The organism is Methylobacterium sp. NEAU K (assembly GCF_030700285.1).
In the GTDB taxonomy this organism is placed as follows: domain Bacteria; phylum Pseudomonadota; class Alphaproteobacteria; order Rhizobiales; family Beijerinckiaceae; genus Methylobacterium.
On sequence record NZ_JAUYZJ010000050.1, the window covers coordinates 5001 to 27657 of the forward strand.

A 22657-nucleotide genomic window follows, 5' to 3' on the forward strand; every position below is an offset into this window, starting at 1 on the left:
AACGGCGACGAACTGGACCGCCTCGCATCGAGCCTCAACCAGATGTTGGAACGTATCGGCGAACTGATGCGCGGGATGCGCGAGGTGTCCGACAACATCGCACACGACCTGAAGACGCCGCTCACGCGCTTGCGCAACCGCGCCGACGAAGCGCTGCGCCGGGCCGCCACGCCGGACGCGCTGCGCGCCGGCCTGGAGGCCGTGATCGAGGAGAGCGACGGGCTGATCCGGGTGTTCAACGCGCTCCTGATGATCGCGCGGCTGGAGGCCGGCAGCGCCCGCGAGATCATGGTGCCCCTGGATCTCGGCGCTGCGGTGCGGGAGGTCGGGGAACTCTACGAGGCGCTCGCAGAGGATCAGGGCCTCGTCCTCGACGTGCGCGCCGGGGACGGACTGATCATCGCCGGCAACCGCGAATTGATCGGGCAGGCGCTGGCCAACCTCATCGACAACGCCCTGAAATACGGGGCCGAAGCGACCGAGGCGCGCATCGCAATCGAGGCTTGGCGGGCCGGCGACCGGGTCCGTCTCGCCGTCTCCGATTGCGGGCCGGGCATCCCGGAGGCCGAGCACGGCCGCGTGCTCGACCGTTTCACCCGGCTGGAGGATGCGCGCTCGCGGCCGGGCTTCGGCCTGGGCCTCAGCCTGGTCAACGCCGTGGTGCGACTGCACCAGGGCACGCTGCAGCTCTCCGACAACGCCCCCGGCTTGCGGGTGGAGATCACGTTCCCGGCGCAGGCGAGCGCCGCTCCGGCCGGCTCGGATGAGGCCGCCGAACCGGGCCGCCAATCGCGGGAGGTCCTATCCCGGGTTCCGTAGGGGCTGCCCTTGTCGCGCCTCCGCGCCGTGAGGGTCGATTTCGCGCCTCCGTTCGGGCAGTTACGGCGTTACGCCTTGCCCGACAGGCATCCCGCCAGCGCCCCAGGAGGCCCCATGACCCTCACGTCCAAGACCGCCCTCGTCACCGGCTCCACCAGCGGCATCGGTCTCGCGATCGCGCGCGGCCTCGCGGCGGAGGGGGCCAACGTCGTGCTCAACGGCTTCGGCGATGCGCAGGCCATCGAGGAGATCCGCGCGGGGATCGAGAGCGCCTACGGGGTCAAGGCCCATCACTCGGCCGCCGACATGAGCAAACCCGAGGCGATCGCCGAGATGGTGCGGGAGGCGGAGGCAGCGTTCGGCGCCGTCGACGTGCTCGTCAACAACGCCGGTATCCAGTTCGTCTCGCCGATCGAGGAGTTCCCGCCGGAGAAGTGGGAGCAGATCATCGCGATCAACCTGTCCTCGGCCTTCTACGCGATGCACGCCGCGATCCCCGGTATGAAGGCGCGGGGCTGGGGACGGATCATCAACACCGCCTCAGCCCACTCGCTGGTGGCCTCGCCGTTCAAGTCCGCCTACGTGGCGGCCAAGCACGGGATCTCAGGCTTGAGCAAGACGGCGGCCCTCGAACTCGCGCCGCACAAGATCACGGTGAACTGCATCTCGCCGGGCTACGTCTGGACGCCGCTGGTCGAGGCGCAGATCCCCGATACCATGGCGGCCCGCGGCCTCACCAAGGAGCAGGTGATCGAGGACGTGATGCTCAAGGCGCAGCCGACCAAGGAATTCGTCACGGTCGAACAGGTCGCGGCGCTGGCAGTCTTCCTGTGCTCCGATGCCGCAAGCCAGATCACCGGCGCGAACATCAGCATGGATGGCGGCTGGACCGCGCAGTAATCCAGACGCGACCCCGCCCGTCGTGGGCGGGGCCGCCGTCCTTGATCAGCGGCGGCTGTGGATCAGCAGTGCGAGGCCGTATCCGACCGCGCCTGCGATGAGCAGCGCCACCAGCGGGTTCTCCTCGACGCGGGCGCCGACCGCGGCGCGTCCCTCGCGAAGGTAGGAACCGCTCCGCTCGTAAGCGTCGCCCGCGACGTCACCGGCCCGCTCATAGGCGTCACCGGCGTAATCGCTCGCCTTGTCGGCGATGTCGCGGGCCTTGTCCTTGACCTGTCCGTAGACGTTCTGCGCCTGGCCCTGGGCCTCGCGGAACCGACCCTCGACCGAGTCCCGATGCGAGCCCACGAAGTCGCCGGCCGCCCCTTGAGCCTTGCCGATGGCCTCCTTGGCGCCGCCGACGATCCGATCCGTATCCACCATGACACTCTCCTCGACGTGAGCGCGGCGCCGATGCGAGACGAGGCGCCGCACAATCCCTCGTCGTGCAGCGAACGCGCGAGACCGGGTTTGCGTACCGCGCCGGCGCGATTTTCTGCGCTCCGGGCCCGCCTCGGGGCGCGTCAGAGCCCGATCAGCTCGGCGATCGCCGCCGCGCCCGCGGCCGGGGAAGCCTCGCCCCGGGCGACGCCGGCTTCCGCCTCGGCGGTGCGTCGCCGGACCTCCGCGGAGCCCACGAGGCGCTGGTGCAGGCGCTCGTGCACCAAGGCCCACATCCACTTCACATCCTGGGTCCGCCGCTTCGACTGGATCTCCCCGGTGGCGGTGAGCTTCGCCCGATGGTCGACGACCCGCGCCCACAGGGCGTCGAGACGCAGGTTGTGAAAGCCTGAGATCGTCACCACCGGCGGCGTCCAGGTCGCCGATGCTGGCGTGAGGATGTGCAACGCGGCGCGATACTCCGACGCCGCGGCGTTGGCCCGCTGCTCGGCCTCGCCCGCATCGGCCTTGTTGACGGCGATCATGTCGGCGAGTTCCAGGATGCCCTTCTTGATGCCCTGAAGCTCGTCGCCCGCTCCGGGCAGCATCAGCACGAGGAAGAAGTCCGTGAGGTCGGCCACCGCGGTCTCCGACTGGCCGACGCCCACCGTCTCCACCAGGATCACGTCGAACCCGGCCGCCTCGCACAGGAGCATGGTCTCGCGGGTCTTGGCCGCGACACCGCCCAGCGTACCCGAGGAGGGGGAGGGGCGGATGAAGGCGTTGGGGTCGTGGGAGAGGCGCGCCATCCGGGTCTTGTCGCCCAGGATCGAGCCGCCGGTGCGCGAGGAGGACGGGTCGACCGCCAGCACCGCGACCTTGTGCCCCGCCTCGGTGAGGTTCGACCCGAGGGCGTCGATCGTGGTGGACTTGCCGACGCCGGGCACGCCGGTGATGCCGACCCGGATCGCGTTTCCGGTCTGCGGCAAGACGGAGTCGATCAACCCGGCCGCGAGCGCCCGGTGGTCGGCCCGCTTGGATTCGGCGAGCGTGATCGCCCGGGCCAGGGCGGCGCGGTCGCCGCGCAGCAGGCGCTCGCGCAGGCTCTCGATGTCGATGGACGGCGTCATGCGTCCTTCATGGCGGCGGCAAGCGCCGCCGTCGAGGGGGAGAACGCAGGGTCCGGGGGACCGGCGCCTGTGTCCGTCGCACCACAAGCCGAGCCTTGCCCGTACTCCACAGGGGCCGGTGGCCTTCGTGCCCCGCCATGGTCACGATCCTGCGCGACGGTTGCGGCCCCGCCCGAACGCACCCGGATCATGTCGAGCCAGACTGTCTCACGCCGCGCACTCCTCCGGATCGGCGCCCTCGCGGGCGCGGCCGGTCTCGCACCGTCGCTCGGCGCCTGCGTCACCGACGACCTCGGCCCCTCGGGGGCGCTGCCCGAGAAGCAGTCGGCGCTCGATGTCATGCCGGTGCTGCTGGTCGCCACCACGCGCAAGCCCGTGGGCACCCCGCCCAAGCCGCCGTACTTCAACTCCGAGCGCGGGCGCGGCCTGAGCTTCGCGGAGGTGCGCCTGTCGCCCCCCGACCGCTCGCTGCTGGGCAAGGTCTCGGCCGTGATCACCGGCGACTGGACCATCGGGGCGGTGCCGAAGACGGAGACCGGGCCGGGCGCCGCCGAGGCCTTCGCGCAGGCGGCCCTGGGGCGCGACGTGCTGATCTACGTGCACGGCTACCGCGAATCGTTCGAGTCGGCCGCGGTCAGCGCCGCGCGGCTCTCGGACGGGATCCGCTTCCGCGGCGTCTCGGGTCTGTTCACTTGGCCGTCGGCCGCTGCGACCTTCGATTACAACTACGATCGCGAGAGCGCCCTGTGGTCGCGCGACGCCTTCGAGGATCTGTTGAAGGCGCTCGCCGCATCGCCGAGCGGCGGCCGCATCAACATCGTCGCGCACTCGATGGGCACGCTGCTGACCCTCGAGACCCTGCGCATGCTGCGCGCCGAGGCCGGCGAGGCGGCGATGTCGCGCATCGGCGCGGTGGTGCTGGCCGCCCCCGATATCGATTTCGACCTGTTCTCGAACGGCGTTGCCCGGCTCGGGCCGGACTTGTCGAAGATCACGGTGATCTCCTCGACCAACGACCGGGCGCTCGAACTGTCCGCGGCGCTCGCGGGTGGCGTCCGGGCCGGCGCGGCCGACCGCGCCAAGCTCGAGGCTCTGGGCGTGCGCGTGGCCGACGCCTCCGACTACGGCGGCGGCCTGATCAACCACGACCTGTTCCTCTCGAACCCGGACGTACAGGGCGTGGTCAAGCGCGCCATCGCGCGCGGCGCCGGGGTGTGAGCAGCTTGAGGGTTTTGATCTGACGCGCTCGCCTGCGCCGAACCGCCGTCCGCTTCGACGGCGAGCGCGAAAGCGGTCAGGCCGTCCGGGTCGCCATGCTCTGCGGCGGCAGGGGCTCCTCCGGCAGGACCGGCGCGTCGGCGGAGGGGTCCGGGTGGTCGATCCCCTCGGCCCAGACCCGGAAGCCCACGAGGGGATTGGGGCCGAAGGTGTGGGTCAGGGGCACATCCGCGGCGTCGCGCCCGTAGGCCACCATCACCCGGCCGATCCTGGGGCTGTTGTTGCGCGGGTCGAACACGTGCCAGCGTCCGCCCAGATACACTTCCATCCAGGCCGCGAAGTCGCCGGCCGGGTGCGGCTCGGGCTCGCCGATGAAGCTGACATAGCCGGTGCAGTAGCGGGTCGGCACATTGAGCGCGCGGCAGAAGGCCACCGCGAGATGGGTGTAGTCCCGGCACACCCCGCGCCCGCCCGCATAGGCGTCCATGGCGGTGCGGTCGCGATGAGCGAACTCATATCCGAACGCGATGTGCGTGTGCACGAAGTCGCAGACCGCCTGCACCCGGCTCCAGCCCGGCTCGATATGGCCGAACAGGCGCCACGCCTCGTCGGCCAAGAGGTCCGATTCGCAATAGCGGCTCGGGAGCAGGAACACGATCGCCTCGGCCGGCAGCGCCTCGATCGCGTGCTGCTCGGCCTCTGGATGGACCGGGTCCGGGCGACCATCATCGCCGATCACCGCATCGGTCCCGATCGTGAAGCCGCCCGCCGGTGCGGTCAGCCGGCCGCACAGATTGCCGAAGCCGTCGCTGTAGAACGCCACCGGCACGGGCGGGTCGGTGCGGAGCGTGTCGGGCGATTCGAGGGCGCCCGCCCGGGTGGGATGCACGTTGAGCATCACCACCATCGGCACCGGATAAGGGAAGGCGTAGCGCATCTCGCAGCCGAGCCTGATCCGCATCCGCGGTGATCCTTCTTCCTGTCCTGTTACGGTTCTGCCCCCGCCCTGGCAGGAACCGCGCCGCGGCAATTCGGGGCGGTCTCAGTGCGGCGGGCTTGGCGGGCGTTCGGTTCACCCCTACAGCATCCGCGCGCGGCGCCCATGACCGCGGGGTGGGCCGCGCGCGATTCTCCCCTGGACGGTGCGTCGCACCGTGCGCGATCCCGCTGACCGGGCGCGCCAGAGGACGGTTATGAGAGGGATGCCGGCCATGTTCACGCTCGAGATCGAAGGCACCGCTGTGGCGGTGATCAACAGCGACGAGGCGTCCGCCAAGGACCTCTTCACCTGCGAGGGCTTCAAGGAAGATCTCCGGACGATGACGAGCGAGGGCAAGCCGCTCTGGAACGGCACCTCGGCGCTCAAGGTCCGGGCCGCCAACGAGGACGAGATCGAGATCTTCGAGGACGCCCTGGCCGAGGATGACGGCGAAGGCGATTTCGCCGAGGATCCGCGGCACGCCGACGCCGACACCGACGAGGAAGACGAAGCCGACATCGTCTTTCTGGTCGATATCGACGAGGCCGATGAATCCGATGACGCCGACGCTTGAGCGCGGCTGAACCCGGCCGCCTCCCGGGGGTTTCCGTTTTCGAATCGGACCGGTTCCCGGGAGGACGGACATGGCTGACAGCAGACGGATCGTTGACGCGCTTGTGCGCGCCCGGCGCGGTGGATTGACCGCCGGCGCTGCGCTCGGCGGCCTCGCGTTGATCGGAGGCCTCGCTTACCGCGCCTTGCGCGGGACCGCGCCGCCTGACCAGGGCGGACCCGATTTCTCGGCCGTCGACGAGGACGAGGCCCGGCTGATGCTGCGGGCGATGGTGGCGGCCACCACGGCGGACGGGATGGTCGACGCGGCGGAGCGCAAGCGCCTCGATGCGGCCGTGGCCGAGGCAGGCCTCGATGCCGACGGACGCGCCTGGCTGGAGCGGGAACTCGCGAGCCCCGCCGAACTCGACGAGATCGCCGATGGCGTTGACAGCCCCGATTCGGCCGCGCGGATCTACGCGGCGGCGCGGCTCGCGATCGAGCCCGACACGCTGCAGGAGCGCCAGTTCCTGAAGATGCTCGCCGAGGCCCTCGACCTGCCGGGCGAGGCGACGGACCGGGTCGAGCGTGAAATCGGGGCCTGATCTGTATTCATCCCGGGTGTTGCATCTCCCGCAACGGCCGAGCTTCGTGTTAGGCCTGTGCGGGCGGTGAACCGGGCCGAAGCGGCCCGGCCGCGGAAGGGCCGGGACGCTACATGCCAGCGATGTCAATGCCCGCAAAACGGGCGCGACGGGCCGTTCGTAGGCTCGCCGCAGCCCTGCTCGCCGGGCCCCTGGTTACCGTCGACGCGCCCGCCCGCGCTGCCGATCCGCCCCCCGCCCCCCTGACCATCGGGGCGCAGGGCAGCTTCTTCGTGGGCGGCCGCGACGTCTCGTCCGACACGCTCTCGACACTGCCGGCCTACGCGCCATCGGGGACGATCAGCGTCGATCAGGTCTATGTCCGCTACCAGATCCCGGTCGAACCGGCGCGGCCGCCGCTCGTGCTGATCCACGGCTGCTGCCTCACCGGCAAGACCTGGGAGACGACGCCGGACGGTCGCATGGGATGGGACGAGTTCTTCGTCCGCCGGGGATTTCCGACCTACGTGATCGATCAGGCCTGGCGCGGGCGTTCGGCGATCAGCCCGGCCCAGATCGACGCGGTGAAGATGGGCCGTGCCGAAGTCGATTCGCTGCCGCCGGTCTTCTCGGCCGGGCGCGAGCCCGCCTGGGCGATCTTCCGGTTCGGCCCGGAATACCCGAAGGTCTTTCCGGGCATGCAGTTCCCGCTGGAGGCCCAGGGCGAGTTCTGGAAGCAGATGGTCGCGGACTGGTCCGCCGCCCTGCCGGTGCCGAACCCCACCGTGCCCGCCTTGTCGGAACTCGCCAAGCGCCTGAAGGGCGCGGTGCTGATCGCGCACTCGCAATCCGGCATCTACCCGTTCCAGACCGCCGCCCTCGACCGCACTGCCATCCGCGCCATCGTATCCATCGAGCCCGCCGCCTGCCCGGATCCGGCCAAGGCGGATCTTGCGCCCTTCAAGGACCTGCCGATCCTGGTCCTGTTCGGCGATTATGTGGAAGCCGCGCCGCGCTGGGCGCCGCGGCTCAAGTTGTGCCGAAGCTTCGTGGCGGCGGCCAACGCGGCCGGCGGCCGGGCCGAACTGATCCTGCTGCCGGAGATCGGAATCCACGGCAACTCGCACATGCTGATGCAGGACAAGAACAGCCTCGACATCGCCGACTGGCTCGCCGGCTGGATCGAGAAGCGGGTGGTAGGGAAGTCCTGAGCAGGGTCCGCCGCCGTCATCGCGCGGCAGCGAAGCGACCCGGGGCGGCGCGAATCCGGAAGACCGGAGCGCCGCCCGATCGCTCCGCCCCGCCCGTGATGAGGCTGCGTCAGCCCGGCTGCCGCGCGCCGAGGAAGGTCTCCATCCGCGCCAGCGCCCGGCGGATGTTCTCGGCCGAATTGGCGTAGGAGAGGCGGATATAGCCCTCGCCGTGGACGCCGAAATCCGGGCCGCCGATCACCGCGACGCCCGCTTCCTCCAGCAGGGTCGCGGCAAGCGGCTTGGCTTTCCAGCCGGTGCGGGAGATGTTCGGGAAGGCGTAGAAGGCCCCCTTCGGAGCGATGCAGGACACGCCCGGCAGGGCGTTCAGCCCGTCCACCACGATCGCCCGGCGCCGGTCGAACGCGGCGACCATCTCGGCCACGCAATCCTGCGGACCGTCCAGCGCCGCGATGCCGGCCCATTGGGTCGCCGCGTTCACGCAGGAATGCGCGTTGACAGCGAGCTTCCGGGCCGCGTCGTAGAGCGGCTTCGGCCAGACCGACCAGCCGAGCCGCCAGCCGGTCATCGCGTAGGTCTTGGATGCGCCGTCGAGATAGACCAGCCGGTCGCGGATCTCGGGGTACTTGAGCAGCGAATGGTGGCGCTCGCCGTCATACGTCATCGTGCCGTAGATCTCGTCCGACAGCACAGCCACGTCGGGGTGGTCGGCGAGCCCCTTCACCAGTGCGTCGATCTCGGCCTTCGGGGTCACGCCGCCGGTCGGGTTTGCGGGCGAGTTGACGATCAGCAGGCGGGTCTTCGGCGTGATCAGCGCCAGGGTCTCGGCGGCCGAGAAGGCGAAGCCGTTCTCCTCGCGGATCGGCACCGGCACCGGCGTCGCCCCGGTGAACTCGATCATCGAGCGGTAGATCGGGAATCCGGGATCCGGGTACAGGATCTCGGCGCCTGGCTCGCCGAACATCAGGATCGCCATGAACATGGTGACCTTGCCGCCCGGGACGATCATCACGGAATCGGGTGACACCTCGACGCCGTGACGGCGGTGGATGTCGCGGGCGACCGCCTCGCGCAGCGGGAGGATGCCCACCGCGGGCGTGTAGCCGTGGTGCCCGTCACGCAGGGCCTTGATGCCGGCCTCGACCACGTGGGCGGGCGTCGGCATGTCCGGCTGGCCGATGCCGAGATTGATCACGTCCCGACCCTGGGCGACCAGGGCCTGGGCGCGGGCGAGCACCGCGAACGCGTTCTCCTCGCCGATCCGCGAGAAAGCCGGGACGACGTGCAGCATCGCGCTCTCCGCGGCCGGTCGGATTTCAGTTCTTGGTACGCTCGGCGAGCTTCATCGCGCCGAACGACATCGCCGCCGCGATCGCGCCCAGGATCACGAAGGTCTTCACCGAGGCGTAGAACAGCGCCGGCTCGATGCCCGTGTCGGTATAGAGCACGAGGCCGATCGCCGTGAGCGGCAGGCAGATGAGGATGAACAGGGGGACGAGCGGGTTCATGGTCGGCACTCGGATCCGGCGCGCGGTTATCCGCGGCTCATGGGCGTCGCGCTTGCATACCATCCCGCTGCGAAGGTTGGGACCCCAGGGACAAGAGTTTTTCGCCCGGGCGCGCCGCCGCTCATCGAAGCGCAAGCATTTGGTCGGATACTGCCTTTTCAGGAGGACGTACACGTATGCGCCAATCATCGGTGACGTGGAAAGGAAAAGGCACGGATGTATCGCCCCTCGATATCTTGACGGCTCAGATCGGCCGGCTCCTGCGGCATCCCGCCTACCGGCGCGAGAGCGTCGTGAGCCCGCTCCTGCAGCGCCACCTCCCGAACGATGCGGGCTATGCCTGGAACGGTGAGGCCAGCCTGCGCGAGCGTCTCGGCCGCGCCGCTCTGGACGCGGCGAGCATCGACCACCTCATCCGCAACGTGCAGGCCGAACTCGTGCGCCTGCGCGGGCCGAGCGACGCCTGACGCGTCTCAGGCCGGCACCCGGACCGTCGCCCGCAGGCCGCCCAGCGGGCTCTCGTGCAGTGCGATGTCGCCGCCATGCGCGCGCGCGATGTCCCGGGCGATGGCCAGACCCAGCCCGGATCCGCCCGCATCCTGGCGCGCGTCGTCGAGGCGCACGAAGGGCTTGAACACCTCCTCGCGGCTCTCGGCCGGGATGCCGGGCCCGTCGTCGTCGATCGACACGAAGAAGGCGCGGGCCTCCAGCCGTCCGGAGATGGCCACCGTCTCGCCGTAGCGGGCCGCGTTGGCCGCGAGGTTGAACAGGCAGCGCCGGAAGGCGCCCGGCCGCACGGTGATCTCCGGCGCGCCCGCGAGGTCGACCGCGGAGACATGCGCGCCCAGGCGTTCCAGGTCGGTGCGCAGGTCCTCCAGCAGCGCCCGCATGTCTGTGGGGGTGGCCGGCTCGGCCGAATCGCCGCGCGCGAAGGCGAGATAGCCCTCCAGCATCCGGCTCATCTCGTCGACGTCGCGGCTGAGATCCTCGATCTCGCTGGTCTGCTCGACGAGCGCCAGGGAGAGGCGGAAGCGGGTGAGGATGGTGCGCAGGTCGTGGCTGACGCCGTTGAGCATGGTCGTGCGCTGCTCCATCGCCCGCTCGATCCGCCGCTTCATCTCGATGAAGGCGTGGCCGGCCTGGCGCACCTCGCGGGCGCCGCGGGGCCGGAACTCGATCTCCCGGCCCTTGCCGAACCCCTCCGCCACCGCGGCGAGCCGCAGGATCGGCTTGATCTGGTTGCGCAGGAACAGGATCGCGACGCCCAGCAGCACCAGGGAGGAGCCGATCATCCAGACCAGGAAGATGTGCGAGTTCGACGCGTAGGCTTGGCTGCGCCGGGCGGTGATGCGCATCACCCCGTCGGGGATCGCCACCCGGATCTCGATCAGGTTCGAGCGGCCGACCGTGTCGATCCAGAAGGGCCGGCGGATCTGGCGGCGGATCTCGTCGGAGAGGGCCTCGTCCAGGATCGAGAAGAACGGCCGCGGCCCCGGAGCCGGGAGCTTGGCACCCTTCAGGATGTCGAGGTCGAGGTTCAGCCGCTCGCCCGCGATGCGCGACAGGGTCTCGGCGTCCCGATCCTGGGGATAGCTCTCGTAGATGTCGATCAGCGCGGCGACGTCCGCGGTGACCGCCGCCGACAGGCGCTTGGTCACGAGCTGCCAGTGCCGCTCCATGAAGGTGTAGGCGATCACCGATTGGAGCAGAACCACGGGCGCGATGATGATGATCAGCGAGCGGGCGTAGAGCCCCTTCGGCAGGACATCGCCGATCCATCGGGTGAGGCGCTTCCAGAGCCTGTGCGGCGCCGACCGCGACCGCGTCGGATCGGTCCGCAGGGCGCGCGCCAGGGCGGGGTCGGGGGCGTTCACGGGCGCGTGCGCCCGCGCCGCTCCCGCCCGCGAGACTGGAGCCGGGTCTGGCTGCGTGGGGTCCGTTTCACGGGAGCGGACATGGGCCGGGTGGATGCGGGAGGCTCATGCGTTATCGCACCCCCGCCGCGATCGGCCAAGGCAAACGATCGAGGCGACCGGCTACGGTCTGGCCCGCGTGCCTTGCGCCGCAGCGCTCGGGCCATACCTGATGGGCGCGGGGGGGTACCCGCCGAAGGTCTTCAGGGCCATGCTCAGCACCGATACAGACATCCTCGCCGCCGCCGCATCCTGGCGGCGGGCCGGGCGGGCCGTCGCCCTCGCCACCGTGATCGAGACATGGGGCTCGGCCCCGCGGCCGGTGGGCAGCCACCTCTTGGTCGATCGCGAGGGCGATTTCCTCGGCTCCGTCTCGGGGGGCTGCGTCGAGGGGGCGGTGATCACCGAGGCGATCGAGGTGATCGAGTCCGGGGCGCCCCGCGTCCTCGAATTCGGCGTCGCGGACGAGACCGCGTGGCGGGCCGGCCTGTCCTGCGGCGGCCGGATCCGGGTCTTCGTCGAGCGGGTGGACTGATGCGGGCCGCAATCCTGGACACCCTCAACGGCGAGCGCGCGGCGCGCCGGGCGACGATCCTGGTCACCGACATCGCCGACGGGGCGCAGCGGCTCGTGCGCGAGGCGGAGATCGCCGGCGATCCGCTGGCGGAGGTGCTGACGAAGCAGCTCGCCGCCGGCAAGAGCGGCCTCGTCGACATCGGCGGCCGGCAGGTGTTCCTGACCGTGCAGGCGCCGCCGGTGCGCCTCGTGGTGATCGGGGCGGTGCACATCTCGCAGGCGATGGCGACAATGGCGGCGGGGCTCGACCTCGCGCTCACGGTGATCGACCCGCGCACGGCCTTCGCCAGCCCCGAGCGTTTCCCGGGGATCGAACTCGTGGCCGAATGGCCCGATGCCGCGCTCGGGCGGAGCGTGCCGCCGCTCGACCGTTACTGCGCGCTGGCCGCGCTGACCCACGACCCGAAGATCGACGACCCCGCCCTGAAGGCGGCGCTGGCGGCGGAGTGCTTCTACGTCGGCGCGCTCGGCTCGCGGAAGACCCACGCGGCCCGCGTCGCCCGGCTCGCGGAGGCCGGGTTCTCGCCCGACCAGATCGGCCGGATCCGCGCGCCGATCGGGCTCGCCATCGGGGCGGTGAGCCCGGCCGAGATCGCGCTGTCCGTGCTGGCGGAGGTCGTGGCGTCCCTGCGCCGGGTCGCCCGCCCGGAGGTCGCGTGAGGTTCGGCCCCGTGCCGGTCGCCGAGGCCGCCGGGCTGATCAGCGCGCATACGGTCAGACGAGCCGACATCATCCTGCGCAAGGGCGCGGTGATCGCCCACGAGGTGGCGGTCGAACTGGCGCGGGCCGGCCTGTCCGAGATCGTCGCGGCCGCGCTCGAACCGGACGATGTCGGCGAGGATACCGCCGCGGCGCGGCTCGCCGGATATCTCCGCGGGCCGAATCTGCGCGCGGAGGCGCCCTTCACGGGCCGCTGCAATCTGTTTGCGGAGACGTCCGGGGTGCTCACCGTGGCTTCCGCCCGGATCGACGCAGTCAACGCGGTCGACGAGGCCGTGACGGTGGCGACGCTGCCGCCTTTCAAGCCGGTGGTGGAGGGCGAGATGGTCGCCACCGTGAAGATCATTCCCTACGCGGTGCCGGCCGCCGTGCTGGCCGGGGCCTGCGGAGCCGCCGAGGCCGGTGCTCTGGCGGTGGCGCCCTACCGCCGCCGGCGCGTCGGCGTGGTCTCGACCCGCCTGCCGAGCCTCAAGGAGGCGACTATCGACAAGACGCTCCGGGTCCTCGCCGAGCGCCTCGCCCCCGCGGCCGCCGGGATCGTCGCCGAGGCCCGGGTGCCGCATGCGGCCGAAGCCGTGGCGGCGGCGCTCGCGGAGGCGATCGACGGTGCCGGGGCGGAGATCGTGGTCGTGTTCGGCGCCTCGGCCATCGCCGACCGGCGCGACGTGATCCCGGCCGGGATCGAGGCGGCCGGCGGGCGGGTCGAGCATCTCGGCATGCCTGTGGATCCCGGCAATCTGCTCCTGATCGGCACGCGGGGCGGCGTGCCGGTGATCGGCGCGCCGGGCTGCGCGCGCTCGCCAAAGGAGAACGGCTTCGACTGGATCTTGCACCGCCTTCTGGCGGACCTGCCGGTCAACCGCGCCGACATCGTCGCCCTCGGGGTCGGCGGCCTGCTGATGGAGATCGTCTCCCGGCCCCAGCCCCGCGCCGGCAGCGGGACCGCCGGGGAGGGTGCGGACGCGGATGGCTGAGGTCGGGACGATCCTGCTCGCGGCGGGGCTCGGCACACGGTTCGGCCCGGAGCCGAAGCTCCTCGCGCCCATCGACGGGAAGGCGCTGGTGTGTCACGCGGCCGAGGCCGCGCTTGCGGCCGGGCCGCGCCCGGTCGTCGCCGTGCTTGGAGCCCACGCGGAAGCCGTCCGGGCGGCGCTGGCGGGTCTCGACCTCATGCTGATCGAGAACCCGGATTTCCGCGCCGGCCTGGCGACATCGCTGCGCGCGGGCCTGGCGGCGCTGCCCCGGTCCTGCGGGGCCGCCGTGGTGGTGCTGGGCGACATGCCACGCGTCTCGGCTGCCCATATCGACCGCTTGGCCGCGGCCTTTGCGGAGGCGGCCCGAGAGCCGGCCGCAGTGGTCCCGGTGCAGGATGGGCGGCGTGGAAACCCGGTGCTCCTGAACCTGCGCCGCCTTGCCGACGACATCGCCCGGCTGACCGGAGACCGCGGCGCCGGGCCGCTACTCAGGGGCCGCCCCGACATCCTGGAGATCCCGGGTGACGCGGCCACCGCCCTCGACATCGACACGCCTGGCGCACTGCGCGCCCTCGGCCCCGCGTGACGATCCGGCTCAAGCCGGCCGCTCGCTCCGCGCCCGCCCGGTCCGCGCCTCGTTCCGGCACCGGTCGGAGCAGTAGCGCACCTCGTCCCAGACCCGCTCCCACTTCTTGCGCCACGCGAACGGCTTGCCGCACTGCGCGCAGGGCTTTTCCGGAAGGTCGCCCTTGCGGCGCATCCGCGGCATCGTCCCCACCTCCATGACCACGCAGCACCCGGGCGCAACCGGGCCGGGTGCAATCCGTTCCACGCGCGAGGCCGGCAGCGCCGCCCTGGCGAGCCGGCCCGCAGATCGCAGGCGCTCAGCGCCCTGAACCGCGGCCCCGGTCCGGCGCCGCCGTCCTGCCAGCTCGGGCATCGAAGACGCGGGCGAGGCCGAGCATCACCGCGATCCCGCCGAGATTGACCGCGACCTGGAGCGGCCAGACGGGATCGAAGGTGCGGTAGAGAATGCGGCCGATGAGCGCCGCCAGGCAGCCCGCGGCGAAGATCTCCAGCGAATGGCGACCGCAGGAGTCGATCAGTCGCAGCGGTCGCCACGCGGAGAAGCGCCGCACCGCCGGCGAGCTGAACAGCAGGTAGGTCAGCGCCAGGATATCGATCAGGCGCAGGGGCGAGACGTGGCTCTTGTCCGGCGCGCCGATCGCGAGCGGCCTGAGATCCGGGAGGCCCCATTCCGTCCAGGATCCGCCCTGGAGCAGCGCGAAGGCCAGATAAGCCCAGGCCGCCGCCACGGCCCAGGGCCGCCACGGCAGCAGGCCGTCCCCGGCGCGGACCGCGCGGGCGAGGGCGGCACCGATCACGAACAGGAATTGCCACGCGAACGGGTTGAAGTACCAGCCGTCATCCACCGCCGCGGCGTTGGGCAGGTTCAGGCTGTAGTCGACGTTGGCGGCGAGCCACAGCGTTCCCGACAGCGCCAGCACGCCCCAGACCCCGCGCCGCATCCCGTAATAGACCGCCGGGAACAGGGCGAGCAGCAGGATGTAGAGCGGCAGGATGTCGAGGTAGTTCGGCAGCGCGTTGAGGGCGAGCCCGCGCAGGAGTCCCTGCAGCAGCCCCATCTGCATCAGCGGCGCGACGCCGAAGCGCGGCGTCAATCCGGTGAGATCCATCCAGATCCGCACGATCATGAGTGTGGCGAGCAGCAGCCCGGCTTGGAACAGGTAGATCCGGAGGCACCTCCGGCCGATCCGGACAAGCGTCGGCCAGATTCCGGCCCGGCCGAACAGCCCGCCATAGGCCACCATCGAGGAGTAGCCCGCCAGCAGCACGAAGATCTCGGCCGCATCCGAGAAGCCGAGATTGTGCAGGGTGAACAGGGCCGGCGCGTTGCGCGGGATGTGGTCCACGAAGATCGTCAGCAGCGCGAAGCCGCGCAGCACGTCGACCCGTGCGTCCCGAGCCGCCTTCTTCGGCGCGGGCGACCGAGGCGGCCCCGCCACCGGCATCGGGCCGTCGCCGGCGGTCAGGCGATCGAGATCGTCGAGGTTCTTCACGCAGTGCATCGCCCGGACGCTCGCCAGCCACGATCGGCACGGACACTGGTCGCGATACCATGATACCGCGCCGACGCACGCTTTCCGCGCCAGACTACGTCGCTCACGCGCCTTTGTTCAGCGCCCGGCCGATGGCGCCCTCGTCGCGCCGACCGGAAGGGCGCGTCGTCGAGCCATGGGGTCGCATACCTTCGGCAGGATGGAGCGGAGGCGGACAGACCGACGCGTTCGACCGGCGTTGCAATTTCATCCTGGCGAACGCCGTGATGGCCAGATACACCGGTTCACGCTCAAACACCGGCTGTGGATATACCTCGTCGTGCGGCGGCCCGAGCCCCGGGCTTCGGCGGATCGAGTCGCGTCCCGGCGCCCTCGCGTCGCGGGCCGCCGGGGGCTGGATCTCGACGCACGGTGAGGCCCCTTCGTCGCGAACACCGCTCGCGTCCCGGGCGAACGCGGTATAGACGCGGCGGATCGTTTCCGAAGGTCCGCCGACCGCACCGGGGAGGGGCAGAATCCATGCGCGTCCTCGTCACCGGAGCCGGAGACTTCCTCGGCCGCCGTCTGCTCGAGGCGCTTCGGGAAGGCCTGCCGCCCGGCAGCCACATCCTGGGCATCGACCGGCACGCGCAGCCACACCTCGACGGCGTACGCCTCCTCGACGTCGACCCCTTCGACGCCGGCAGGCTCGCGGAGGCGGTCGCGGGCTTCGCGCCGACGCTGGTGTTCCACCTCGCAGCCCTCGCGTCGGTCAAGGAGTCGAGCGAGACGCCGGCCTACGCCTGGCGGGCGGACCTGCTGGGCACCCTGAACCTCGCCGAGGCCGTGGCGCGGACCCGCGCGACGCTCGTCTTCCTGAGTTCGACGGTGGTCTACGGGGAGGCGTTCCGGGACAGGCCGCGGCCCGACGAGACCGTCACGCCGCGGCCCGACACCATATCGGGGCGCACCAAGACCGCCTGCGAGTACATCCTGCGCGACGTGCTGGCCAATGCCGGCGTGAAGCACCTCGTGCTGCGGCCGTCGAACTACATCGGCCCCGGCCAGAGCGAGACCTTCGTGGCGGCCTCCTTCGCCGGTCAGATCGCCCGGATCGAGCGCGGCTTGGCGCCGCCGTGCCTGGAGGTCGGCGACCTCTCCGCCGGCCGCGATTTCTTCGACGTATCCGACTTTGCCGCGGCGTGCCTTCGCGTCGTGGAGCGGGTCGGCGATTTGCGCGACGGGAGCACCTTCAACGTCGGCTCCGGAACCGTGACGCCGATCTCCGAGATCCTCGAAGCGCTTCGCGGCATGACGCAGGCCCGGTTCACGGCCCGGGAGGCGCCCGAGCGGGTCCGGACCTTCGTGCGCAGCGAAGGCTGCGACCCGGCGGCCTTCATGGCCGCCACGGGGTGGACGGCGGCGATCCCGCTGGCGCATAGCCTTTCGGCGCTCCTCGCCGAGGCGCGGGCGCGCCTCGACTGAGCGGGGGCGTGCGGCAGAGCCGCAACGGCTCCGCCCGGGCACCGCACCGGCGTGCGGAGCCGTCCGTCGATCAGCGCGAGAACTTCTTGTACTTGATCTTCTTCGGCATGATCGAATCCGCCCCGAGCCGGCGCATCTTGTCGGTCTCGTAGTCGGAGAAGTTGCCCTCGAACCATTCCACGTGGCTATCGCCCTCGAAGGCGAGGATATGCGTGGCGATGCGGTTCAGGAACCAGCGATCGTGGCTGATGATCACCGCGCAGCCGGCGTAATCCTCCAGCGCATCCTCGAGGGCGCGCAGGGTTTCCATGTCGAGATCGTTGGTTGGCTCGTCCAGCAGCAGCACGTTGGCGCCGCCCTTGAGTGTCCGGGCCAAGTGGACGCGGTTGCGCTCGCCGCCCGACAGGGTGCCGACCTTCTTCTGCTGGTCGCCACCCTTGAACGCGAAGGCCGCGCAATAGGCGCGGGAATTGATCTCACGCTTGTTGAAATAGATGATGTCGTTGCCCCCGGAGACTTCCTGCCAGACCGTGGCATTGGGGTCGAGGGCGTCGCGCGACTGGTCGACGTAGCCGAGCTTGACCGTCTCGCCGATATCGATCTTGCCGCCGTCGGGCTTCTCCTGGCCGGTGATCATCTTGAACAGGGTGGTCTTTCCGGCGCCGTTCGGGCCGATCACCCCGACGATGCCGCCCGGCGGCAGCTTGAACGAGAGATCCTCGATCAGCAGGCGGTCGCCGAAGGCCTTGTTGAGGTGCTCGAACTCGATGACGTTGTTGCCGAGCCGCTCGTCGATCGGGATGACGATCTGAGCGGCGGCGTCGACCTTGTTGTTCTGCTTGGCGACCAGCTCCTCGTAGCGGGTGATGCGGGCCTTCGACTTCGACTGCCGGGCCTTTGGCGAGGCGGCGATCCACTCCTGCTCGCGGGCGATCGAGCGCTGGCGGGCCATGTCCTCGCGGCCCTCCTGCTGAAGGCGCTTCTGCTTCTGCACCAGCCACGCGGAGTAGTTGCCCTCGTACGGGATGCCCCGGCCGCGATCGAGTTCGAGGATCCAGCTGGTGACGTTGTCGAGGAAGTAGCGATCGTGGGTCACGATCAGGATCGCGCCCGGATAGGTCTTCAGGTGCCCTTCGAGCCAGTTCACGGTCTCGGCGTCGAGGTGGTTGGTCGGCTCGTCGAGCAGCAGCAGCTCCGGCTCCCAGAGGAGCAGGCGGCACAGCGCGACGCGGCGGCGCTCGCCGCCCGACAGGGTCGCGACCGGCTGCTCGTCGCTCGGGCAGCCGAGGGCCTCCATGGCTTGGTCGACCTTCGAATCAAGCTCCCAGAGGTTCAAGGCCTCGATCTTGTCCTGGAGGGCCGTCATCTCGTCGGCGGTCTCCTCGGAATAGTTCATGGCGAGCTCGTTGTAGCGGTCGAGCAGCGCCTGCTTCTCGGCCACGCCCTCCATCACGTTTTCGCGGACCGACTTGTTCGGATCGAGCTGCGGTTCCTGCGGCAGATAGCCGACCCGGGCGCCCTGCGCGACGAAGCCCTCGCCGGTCCATTCCGTGTCGATGCCGGCCATGATCTTGAGCAGGGTCGACTTGCCCGAGCCGTTGATGCCGAGCACGCCGATCTTGGCGTCCGGGTAGAACGACAGGTTGACGTCCTCCAGGACCTTCTTGCCGCCCAGATAGGACTTCGTGAGTCCCCGCATGTGGTAAATGAATTCGCGAGCCATCGCGGATCGTCCTCGGCGCGTTGTTCGGGACTGCGCTGTGCGTGCCAGCGGCACGGGTCAGGCGCGGGGCCTCGAGCCCTCGTCCTGTACGCGCGGTCCTTACGATATAAGAATGACCTCGCCCGAGTATCAGGCCCGCCGGGCAGCGGCAAGGATGCCGGAACCGTCCTGAGAGCGATCGCCGTCGAAGTGGCAGTCGGTTCGCAGACGGTGAGTGGGTCGCGGCACGGAGCCGGCGCCGCTCCCGGTCGCGACGCGAGAGGCAGTCGCTCCGGAGGCTCAGGCGAACGGGTTCCGGACCGATTTCGGTGCCTCGTCCGGCGTCTCGTCCACGGTTTCGGGCAGGTCGCCGCCCTCGAGGGCCTTCACGATGGCGTCCAGTGTCACCTTGAGCAGGCGCGCCTGCCCGAGGCCGGCCTTGTCCCGCGTGATGTCGAGGGAGCCGTGCAGGGCGATTCGGTCGGTGCCGTTCTCGAAGCAGAGGGCGCCGATATTGCGCACGGATGCGTCGTCGACGAACGGCTCGAAGCCGGCCGATTTCGGGGTCGCGGGTTTGGTCCGGCTGCGATGCTTGTCCTCGGGCATGGTCCCTCTCAGAAGATCGAGCGCAGCAGGTCGCGCAGGAACTTGCGTGCCGCGCGGGTGAGTTCGCGGTTGAGCCAATCCTGCCAGCTCTGATCATGCCGGGGCCGGTGCTCGTCCGAGCGCGCGGACGTGTGAGGATCGGGCAGGCTCATCGCGCTGGTCCGGGCGGCGGCCGGGAGGCCCGGGAACACGTCGATCCCGGCCTCGCGGTTGAGGTCGTCGATCGAGACCGCGCGCCAGTCCCGCGACTCGCCGTTCCGGGCCAGATAGGCGCCGGCCTCGCCGCTCGCCGGGTCGTAGAGCGCCTTGAACAGCTGTGTGGGCACGAGCACGCCGCCCTTGATCTGCTGCACCGCGTCGCCGGAGAAGATCACCCCGGTGACCACGAAGATCGAGCCGCGCCGGCTCGCGAGCCGGCGGGTGCTCTCCTCGATGTCGGCCCAGAGGCCGCGGTTCAGCACCCGGTTCTGCGGCACGATGTTGGCGAGGCTGAACGATTCGGCCTGGGCGCTCTCCGTCGGCATGTCCCCGGCCGGGGCGAGGTGGCCGCGATCGTAGCCGCTGCGGACGTAATCCTCCAGCGACGCGCGCGCGTCCGCCGGCAGCCGCTGCTCTTCGTGGAAGGCATCGTCGCGCGCCACCTTGCGGGCATCGGCGACGCTGGCGCGGGTGAGGTGTTCGGCGGAATAGATCGGCGTCCGCGTGATCCCCGAATGAAGCACCGCGAAAGCCTCGAAGCAGAGCGGGATCGTGCGCGCGAGGAGCTTCGGATTGGTGAGGACAGGCGCCTGCCCGCCAGCGAACAGCGCCGGGCAGGACTCGTCGGCCCGGGCCGGAGCCGATGCCAGGGTGACAACCGTCAGCGCCGCCGCAACCAGCCCCTGCGGCCGCCTCACCAGCACACGCGCACCCGGCGCGGGCCCTCCGGGGTCGGGCGGTCCCGCCAGGCGCAGGGGCGGCCGAGGCTCTTGGTGAAGGGCCGCGCATCGCGGTCGGGGCCGCCCGGAGACACCCGGGCCGGGCAATCGCCCAGGAAGTTGCAGGAGAAGTCGAGATTGGCGTCCGGCGGTCGCGGCCCGGCAAAAGCTTGGCCGCCGGCCGTAATCGCCAGCATGAGAAGGATTGTGCACAGACGAGCCGGGCTCAAGACAGGACCTCATGTGGCGGTAAGGGCACGTGATTGAAAAAATCGCCGGTCCGACATTGATCGCGCCGCCGATCGTCCGTAACTGGCACTATCATGACAGCGGCGGACGGGTGGGTTCTAGCATGAACGCGCGCTCCCGGGCGCTGGCGTCGTGACGGCGAGACCCCATTCCTGGGACCCCCGCACGACGGGGCCGTCGCCACACTCGAACGAGCGGATGCGATCATTGGCGATATCCTCTGAGCAATCAGCGTTGCTGGACCGTATTCCCGAGCCTTCGGCGTTGCGCCAGCTTCCGGAGTCGGAGCTTCAGGCTGTTGCGGACGCGGTGCGGGCCGAGATGATCGACGCGGTCTCGATCACGGGCGGGCATCTCGGTTCTGGGCTTGGGGTTGTCGAGCTGACGGTGGCGCTGCATCACGTGTTCGACACGCCCGACGACCGGATTGTCTGGGACGTCGGCCACCAGTGCTACCCGCACAAGATTCTCACCGGGCGCCGCGACCGCATCCGGACGCTGCGCCAGGGCGGCGGGCTGTCGGGTTTCACCAAGCGCAGCGAGAGCGTCTACGACCCGTTTGGCGCGGCGCATTCCTCGACCTCGATCTCGGCCGCGCTGGGGATGGCGGTCGCCCGCGACCTCGACACCGCCGCCGCCAAGGCCAAGGGCGTGTCGCCGGGCCGCCCGGCCAAGCGCCGCAACGCCATCGCGGTGATCGGCGACGGCTCGATGTCGGCCGGCATGGCCTACGAGGCGATGAACAACGCCGGCGCCCTGCATTCGCGCCTGATCGTGATCCTCAACGACAACGACATGTCGATCGCCCCGCCGGTGGGCGCGATGTCGGGCTATCTCGCCCGTCTGGCCTCGGGGGGCACCTACCAGTCCCTGCGCGAGACCGCCAAGCAGCTCGGCAAGCTGCTGCCGAAGGCGCTCTACCAGCGCGCGGCGGCGGCGGAGGAGTATGCCCGCTCGCTGGTGGTGGGCGGCGGCACGATGTTTGAGGAGATGGGCTTCCACTATGTCGGGCCGGTCGACGGGCACAACCTCGACCAGCTGCTGCCGGTGCTGAAGAACGTGCGCGACGCCGAGCACGGCCCGATCCTGCTGCATGTCGTCACCCGGAAGGGCAAGGGCTACGCCCCGGCCGAGGCCTCGGCCGACCGCTACCATGGGGTGGTGAAGTTCGACGTGGTCTCGGGCGTGCAGGCCAAGGCCAAGCCGAACGCCCCGGCCTACACGCGGGTGTTCGGCGAGAGCCTGATCAAGGCGGCGGACGCGGACGACAAGGTGGTGGCGATCACCGCGGCGATGCCGGGGGGCACCGGCATCGACCTGTTCGGCAAGGCGCATCCGGACCGGACCTTCGACGTCGGCATCGCCGAGCAGCACGCGGTGACGTTTGCGGGCGGCCTGGCGACGGAAGGCTACCGGCCGTTCGTGGCGATCTACTCGACGTTCCTGCAGCGGGCCTACGACCAGGTGGTGCACGACGTGGCGCTGCAGAACCTGCCCGTGCGGTTCTGCCTGGACCGGGCCGGGCTGGTGGGAGCGGACGGGGCGACGCATGCGGGCGCGTTCGACCTGGCTTACTTGTGCTGCCTGCCGAACATGACCGTGATGGCGGCGTCCGACGAGGCCGAGCTGGTGCACATGGTGGCGACCGCGCATGCCCACGATTCGGGCCCGATCGCGCTGCGCTACCCGCGCGGCGAGGGCGTGGGCGTCGAGCTGCCGGAGCGGGGCGAGGTCCTGGCCATCGGCAAGGGCCGGCTGGTGCGGCAGGACCCGGAGGCGCGTGTGGCGATCCTCAGCCTGGGCACGCGCCTGTCCGAGGCCTTGAAGGCGGCGGATACGCTGTCCGATCAGGGCGTCGCGGTCACGGTCGCGGATGCGCGCTTCGCCAAGCCGCTGGACGAGGCGCTGATCCTGGACCTGGCGAAGACCCACGAGGTCCTGATCACCGTCGAGGAGGGCTCGCGGGGCGGGTTCGGCGCGATGGTGCTGCACCTGCTGTCGGAGCAGGGCGCGCTGGATGCGGGCCGGGTGCGGGTCCGGACGCTGACGCTGCCCGACCTGTATCAGGACCACGACAGCCCGGAGAAGATGTACGCCGAGGCCGGCCTCGACGCCGCCACCATCGCCAGGACCG

The 22657-nt window shown here is 70.6% G+C and carries 25 protein-coding genes (1 of these 25 running past the window's edge); 13 read left to right on the top strand and 12 right to left on the bottom strand.

All coding sequences use genetic code 11. The annotated features are described in order from the left end of the window. Together Q8W67_RS24885 and Q8W67_RS24890 are read left to right on the top strand one after the other, a co-directional pair. On the top strand, positions 1-819 hold the 3' portion of the coding sequence (locus Q8W67_RS24885; protein WP_305550515.1) for a sensor histidine kinase KdpD. The gene continues 678 nt to the left of window position 1, outside the view; only the last 819 of its 1497 coding nucleotides appear in the window; its start codon lies off the left edge, out of view; it ends in the stop codon at positions 817-819. 114 nt (positions 820-933) lie between these two features. Next, positions 934-1719 carry a 3-hydroxybutyrate dehydrogenase gene (locus tag Q8W67_RS24890; RefSeq protein WP_305550516.1) on the top strand — a complete coding sequence of 262 codons (786 nt, stop codon included), beginning with the start codon at positions 934-936 and terminating at the stop codon, positions 1717-1719. Positions 1720-1764: 45 nt separating this feature from the next. Here the strand turns inward: Q8W67_RS24890 and Q8W67_RS24895 are convergent, their stop codons facing one another. Next, on the bottom strand, positions 1765-2142 hold the full coding sequence (locus Q8W67_RS24895) for a CsbD family protein (RefSeq protein ID WP_305550517.1): 378 nt from the start codon (positions 2140-2142) through the stop codon (positions 1765-1767). Positions 2143-2282: 140 nt separating this feature from the next. Further along, positions 2283-3269, bottom strand: a complete 987-nt coding sequence (gene meaB / locus Q8W67_RS24900) for a methylmalonyl Co-A mutase-associated GTPase MeaB (RefSeq protein WP_305550518.1) — start codon at positions 3267-3269, stop codon at positions 2283-2285. Positions 3270-3458: 189 nt separating this feature from the next. Between meaB and Q8W67_RS24905 the strand changes: the two genes are divergently transcribed. Next, the gene (locus Q8W67_RS24905; protein WP_305550519.1) at positions 3459-4487 is read left to right on the top strand and encodes an alpha/beta hydrolase; all 1029 of its coding nucleotides are present in this window, start codon (positions 3459-3461) and stop codon (positions 4485-4487) included. Positions 4488-4563: 76 nt separating this feature from the next. Here the strand turns inward: Q8W67_RS24905 and Q8W67_RS24910 are convergent, their stop codons facing one another. After that, positions 4564-5448: a transglutaminase family protein gene (locus Q8W67_RS24910; protein WP_305550520.1), complete on the bottom strand. Its 885-nt coding sequence runs from the start codon at positions 5446-5448 to the stop codon at positions 4564-4566. A 250-nt stretch (positions 5449-5698) separates the two neighbouring features. Here Q8W67_RS24910 and Q8W67_RS24915 point away from each other — a divergent pair, with 250 nt between their 5' ends. The 3 genes from Q8W67_RS24915 to Q8W67_RS24925 all read left to right on the top strand — a co-directional run bounded on the left by Q8W67_RS24915 (position 5699) and on the right by Q8W67_RS24925 (position 7813). Beyond that, entirely contained in the window at positions 5699-6040 is a 342-nt protein-coding gene (locus Q8W67_RS24915; RefSeq protein WP_305550521.1) for a hypothetical protein, read from the top strand. Positions 6041-6110: 70 nt separating this feature from the next. Next, a complete protein-coding gene (locus Q8W67_RS24920) occupies positions 6111-6623 on the top strand; it encodes a tellurite resistance TerB family protein (protein ID WP_305550522.1) in 513 nt (170 codons plus the stop codon). Between the two features lie 128 nt (positions 6624-6751). Further along, positions 6752-7813 (top strand): esterase, encoded by a 1062-nt coding sequence (locus Q8W67_RS24925; protein WP_305550523.1) that lies wholly within the window; start codon positions 6752-6754, stop codon positions 7811-7813. A 109-nt stretch (positions 7814-7922) separates the two neighbouring features. Here the strand turns inward: Q8W67_RS24925 and Q8W67_RS24930 are convergent, their stop codons facing one another. Continuing rightward, a complete protein-coding gene (locus Q8W67_RS24930; protein ID WP_305550524.1) occupies positions 7923-9104 on the bottom strand; it encodes a pyridoxal phosphate-dependent aminotransferase in 1182 nt (393 codons plus the stop codon). Positions 9105-9129: 25 nt separating this feature from the next. Beyond that, positions 9130-9321 (bottom strand): hypothetical protein, encoded by a 192-nt coding sequence (locus Q8W67_RS24935; protein WP_305550525.1) that lies wholly within the window; start codon positions 9319-9321, stop codon positions 9130-9132. 236 nt (positions 9322-9557) lie between these two features. Between Q8W67_RS24935 and Q8W67_RS24940 the strand changes: the two genes are divergently transcribed. Beyond that, positions 9558-9788 (top strand): hypothetical protein, encoded by a 231-nt coding sequence (locus Q8W67_RS24940; protein WP_305550526.1) that lies wholly within the window; start codon positions 9558-9560, stop codon positions 9786-9788. A gap of 6 nt (positions 9789-9794) precedes the next feature. Here Q8W67_RS24940 and Q8W67_RS24945 read toward each other — a convergent pair whose 3' ends face one another. Then, entirely contained in the window at positions 9795-11195 is a 1401-nt protein-coding gene (locus Q8W67_RS24945; RefSeq protein ID WP_370693954.1) for an ATP-binding protein, read from the bottom strand. A gap of 250 nt (positions 11196-11445) precedes the next feature. On the opposite strand from Q8W67_RS24945, the gene Q8W67_RS24950 reads away from it, so the two are divergent. The 4 genes from Q8W67_RS24950 to Q8W67_RS24965 are packed head-to-tail and all read left to right on the top strand — an operon-like array spanning position 11446 to position 14090. Then, positions 11446-11769: an XdhC family protein gene (locus Q8W67_RS24950; protein ID WP_305550527.1), complete on the top strand. Its 324-nt coding sequence runs from the start codon at positions 11446-11448 to the stop codon at positions 11767-11769. Continuing rightward, entirely contained in the window at positions 11769-12470 is a 702-nt protein-coding gene (locus Q8W67_RS24955) for an XdhC family protein (protein WP_305550528.1), read from the top strand. Before Q8W67_RS24950 ends, Q8W67_RS24955 begins: the two co-directional genes overlap by 1 nt. Further along, positions 12467-13504, top strand: coding sequence for a molybdopterin-binding protein (locus Q8W67_RS24960; protein ID WP_305550529.1), 1038 nt, complete (start codon positions 12467-12469; stop codon positions 13502-13504). Before Q8W67_RS24955 ends, Q8W67_RS24960 begins: the two co-directional genes overlap by 4 nt. Continuing rightward, on the top strand, positions 13497-14090 hold the full coding sequence (locus Q8W67_RS24965) for a nucleotidyltransferase family protein (protein ID WP_305550530.1): 594 nt from the start codon (positions 13497-13499) through the stop codon (positions 14088-14090). The genes Q8W67_RS24960 and Q8W67_RS24965 overlap by 8 nt, the downstream gene beginning before the upstream one ends. 9 nt (positions 14091-14099) lie before the next feature. On the opposite strand, the gene Q8W67_RS24970 is transcribed toward Q8W67_RS24965, so the two are convergent. Next, positions 14100-14273, bottom strand: a complete 174-nt coding sequence (locus Q8W67_RS24970; protein WP_305550531.1) for a DUF2256 domain-containing protein — start codon at positions 14271-14273, stop codon at positions 14100-14102. A gap of 115 nt (positions 14274-14388) precedes the next feature. After that, a complete protein-coding gene (locus Q8W67_RS24975) occupies positions 14389-15585 on the bottom strand; it encodes an OpgC family protein (RefSeq protein ID WP_305550532.1) in 1197 nt (398 codons plus the stop codon). Between the two features lie 519 nt (positions 15586-16104). On the opposite strand from Q8W67_RS24975, the gene Q8W67_RS24980 reads away from it, so the two are divergent. Continuing rightward, complete coding sequence (locus tag Q8W67_RS24980) at positions 16105-17049, top strand: NAD(P)-dependent oxidoreductase (RefSeq protein ID WP_305550533.1); 945 nt, start codon at positions 16105-16107, stop codon at positions 17047-17049. A gap of 70 nt (positions 17050-17119) precedes the next feature. On the opposite strand, the gene ettA is transcribed toward Q8W67_RS24980, so the two are convergent. From ettA to Q8W67_RS25000, 4 genes are all read right to left on the bottom strand, one after another. Further along, positions 17120-18772 carry an energy-dependent translational throttle protein EttA gene (gene ettA / locus Q8W67_RS24985; protein ID WP_305550534.1) on the bottom strand — a complete coding sequence of 551 codons (1653 nt, stop codon included), beginning with the start codon at positions 18770-18772 and terminating at the stop codon, positions 17120-17122. Between the two features lie 279 nt (positions 18773-19051). Further along, positions 19052-19357 carry a hypothetical protein gene (locus Q8W67_RS24990; RefSeq protein WP_305550535.1) on the bottom strand — a complete coding sequence of 102 codons (306 nt, stop codon included), beginning with the start codon at positions 19355-19357 and terminating at the stop codon, positions 19052-19054. An 8-nt stretch (positions 19358-19365) separates the two neighbouring features. Next, a complete protein-coding gene (locus Q8W67_RS24995; RefSeq protein ID WP_370693955.1) occupies positions 19366-20256 on the bottom strand; it encodes a DNA/RNA non-specific endonuclease in 891 nt (296 codons plus the stop codon). Beyond that, entirely contained in the window at positions 20250-20471 is a 222-nt protein-coding gene (locus tag Q8W67_RS25000; protein WP_305550537.1) for a hypothetical protein, read from the bottom strand. Before Q8W67_RS25000 ends, Q8W67_RS24995 begins: the two co-directional genes overlap by 7 nt. Positions 20472-20721: 250 nt before the next feature. On the opposite strand from Q8W67_RS25000, the gene dxs reads away from it, so the two are divergent. Then, positions 20722-22657, top strand: a 1936-nt coding sequence (gene dxs, locus Q8W67_RS25005; RefSeq protein WP_305550538.1) for a 1-deoxy-D-xylulose-5-phosphate synthase, incomplete at its 3' end; no start/stop codon positions are given.

Excerpts from the sequence above, each read along its gene's own strand:
- ettA (WP_305550534.1), bottom strand. The coding sequence starts at position 18,772 with ATGGCTCGCGAATTCATTTACCACATGCGGGGACTCACGAAGTCCTAT.
- Q8W67_RS24930 (WP_305550524.1), bottom strand. The coding sequence starts at position 9,104 with ATGCTGCACGTCGTCCCGGCTTTCTCGCGGATCGGCGAGGAGAACGCG.
- Q8W67_RS24965 (WP_305550530.1), top strand. The coding sequence starts at position 13,497 with ATGGCTGAGGTCGGGACGATCCTGCTCGCGGCGGGGCTCGGCACACGG.
- Q8W67_RS24980 (WP_305550533.1), top strand. The coding sequence starts at position 16,105 with ATGCGCGTCCTCGTCACCGGAGCCGGAGACTTCCTCGGCCGCCGTCTG.
- Q8W67_RS24950 (WP_305550527.1), top strand. The coding sequence starts at position 11,446 with ATGCTCAGCACCGATACAGACATCCTCGCCGCCGCCGCATCCTGGCGG.
- Q8W67_RS24890 (WP_305550516.1), top strand. The coding sequence starts at position 934 with ATGACCCTCACGTCCAAGACCGCCCTCGTCACCGGCTCCACCAGCGGC.
- meaB (WP_305550518.1), bottom strand. The coding sequence starts at position 3,269 with ATGACGCCGTCCATCGACATCGAGAGCCTGCGCGAGCGCCTGCTGCGC.
- Q8W67_RS24955 (WP_305550528.1), top strand. The coding sequence starts at position 11,769 with ATGCGGGCCGCAATCCTGGACACCCTCAACGGCGAGCGCGCGGCGCGC.
- Q8W67_RS24895 (WP_305550517.1), bottom strand. The coding sequence starts at position 2,142 with ATGGTGGATACGGATCGGATCGTCGGCGGCGCCAAGGAGGCCATCGGC.
- Q8W67_RS24925 (WP_305550523.1), top strand. The coding sequence starts at position 6,752 with ATGCCCGCAAAACGGGCGCGACGGGCCGTTCGTAGGCTCGCCGCAGCC.
- Q8W67_RS24920 (WP_305550522.1), top strand. The coding sequence starts at position 6,111 with ATGGCTGACAGCAGACGGATCGTTGACGCGCTTGTGCGCGCCCGGCGC.
- Q8W67_RS25000 (WP_305550537.1), bottom strand. The coding sequence starts at position 20,471 with ATGCTGGCGATTACGGCCGGCGGCCAAGCTTTTGCCGGGCCGCGACCG.
- Q8W67_RS24905 (WP_305550519.1), top strand. The coding sequence starts at position 3,459 with ATGTCGAGCCAGACTGTCTCACGCCGCGCACTCCTCCGGATCGGCGCC.
- Q8W67_RS24935 (WP_305550525.1), bottom strand. The coding sequence starts at position 9,321 with ATGAACCCGCTCGTCCCCCTGTTCATCCTCATCTGCCTGCCGCTCACG.
- Q8W67_RS24970 (WP_305550531.1), bottom strand. The coding sequence starts at position 14,273 with ATGCCGCGGATGCGCCGCAAGGGCGACCTTCCGGAAAAGCCCTGCGCG.
- Q8W67_RS24910 (WP_305550520.1), bottom strand. The coding sequence starts at position 5,448 with ATGCGGATCAGGCTCGGCTGCGAGATGCGCTACGCCTTCCCTTATCCG.
- Q8W67_RS24915 (WP_305550521.1), top strand. The coding sequence starts at position 5,699 with ATGTTCACGCTCGAGATCGAAGGCACCGCTGTGGCGGTGATCAACAGC.
- Q8W67_RS24990 (WP_305550535.1), bottom strand. The coding sequence starts at position 19,357 with ATGCCCGAGGACAAGCATCGCAGCCGGACCAAACCCGCGACCCCGAAA.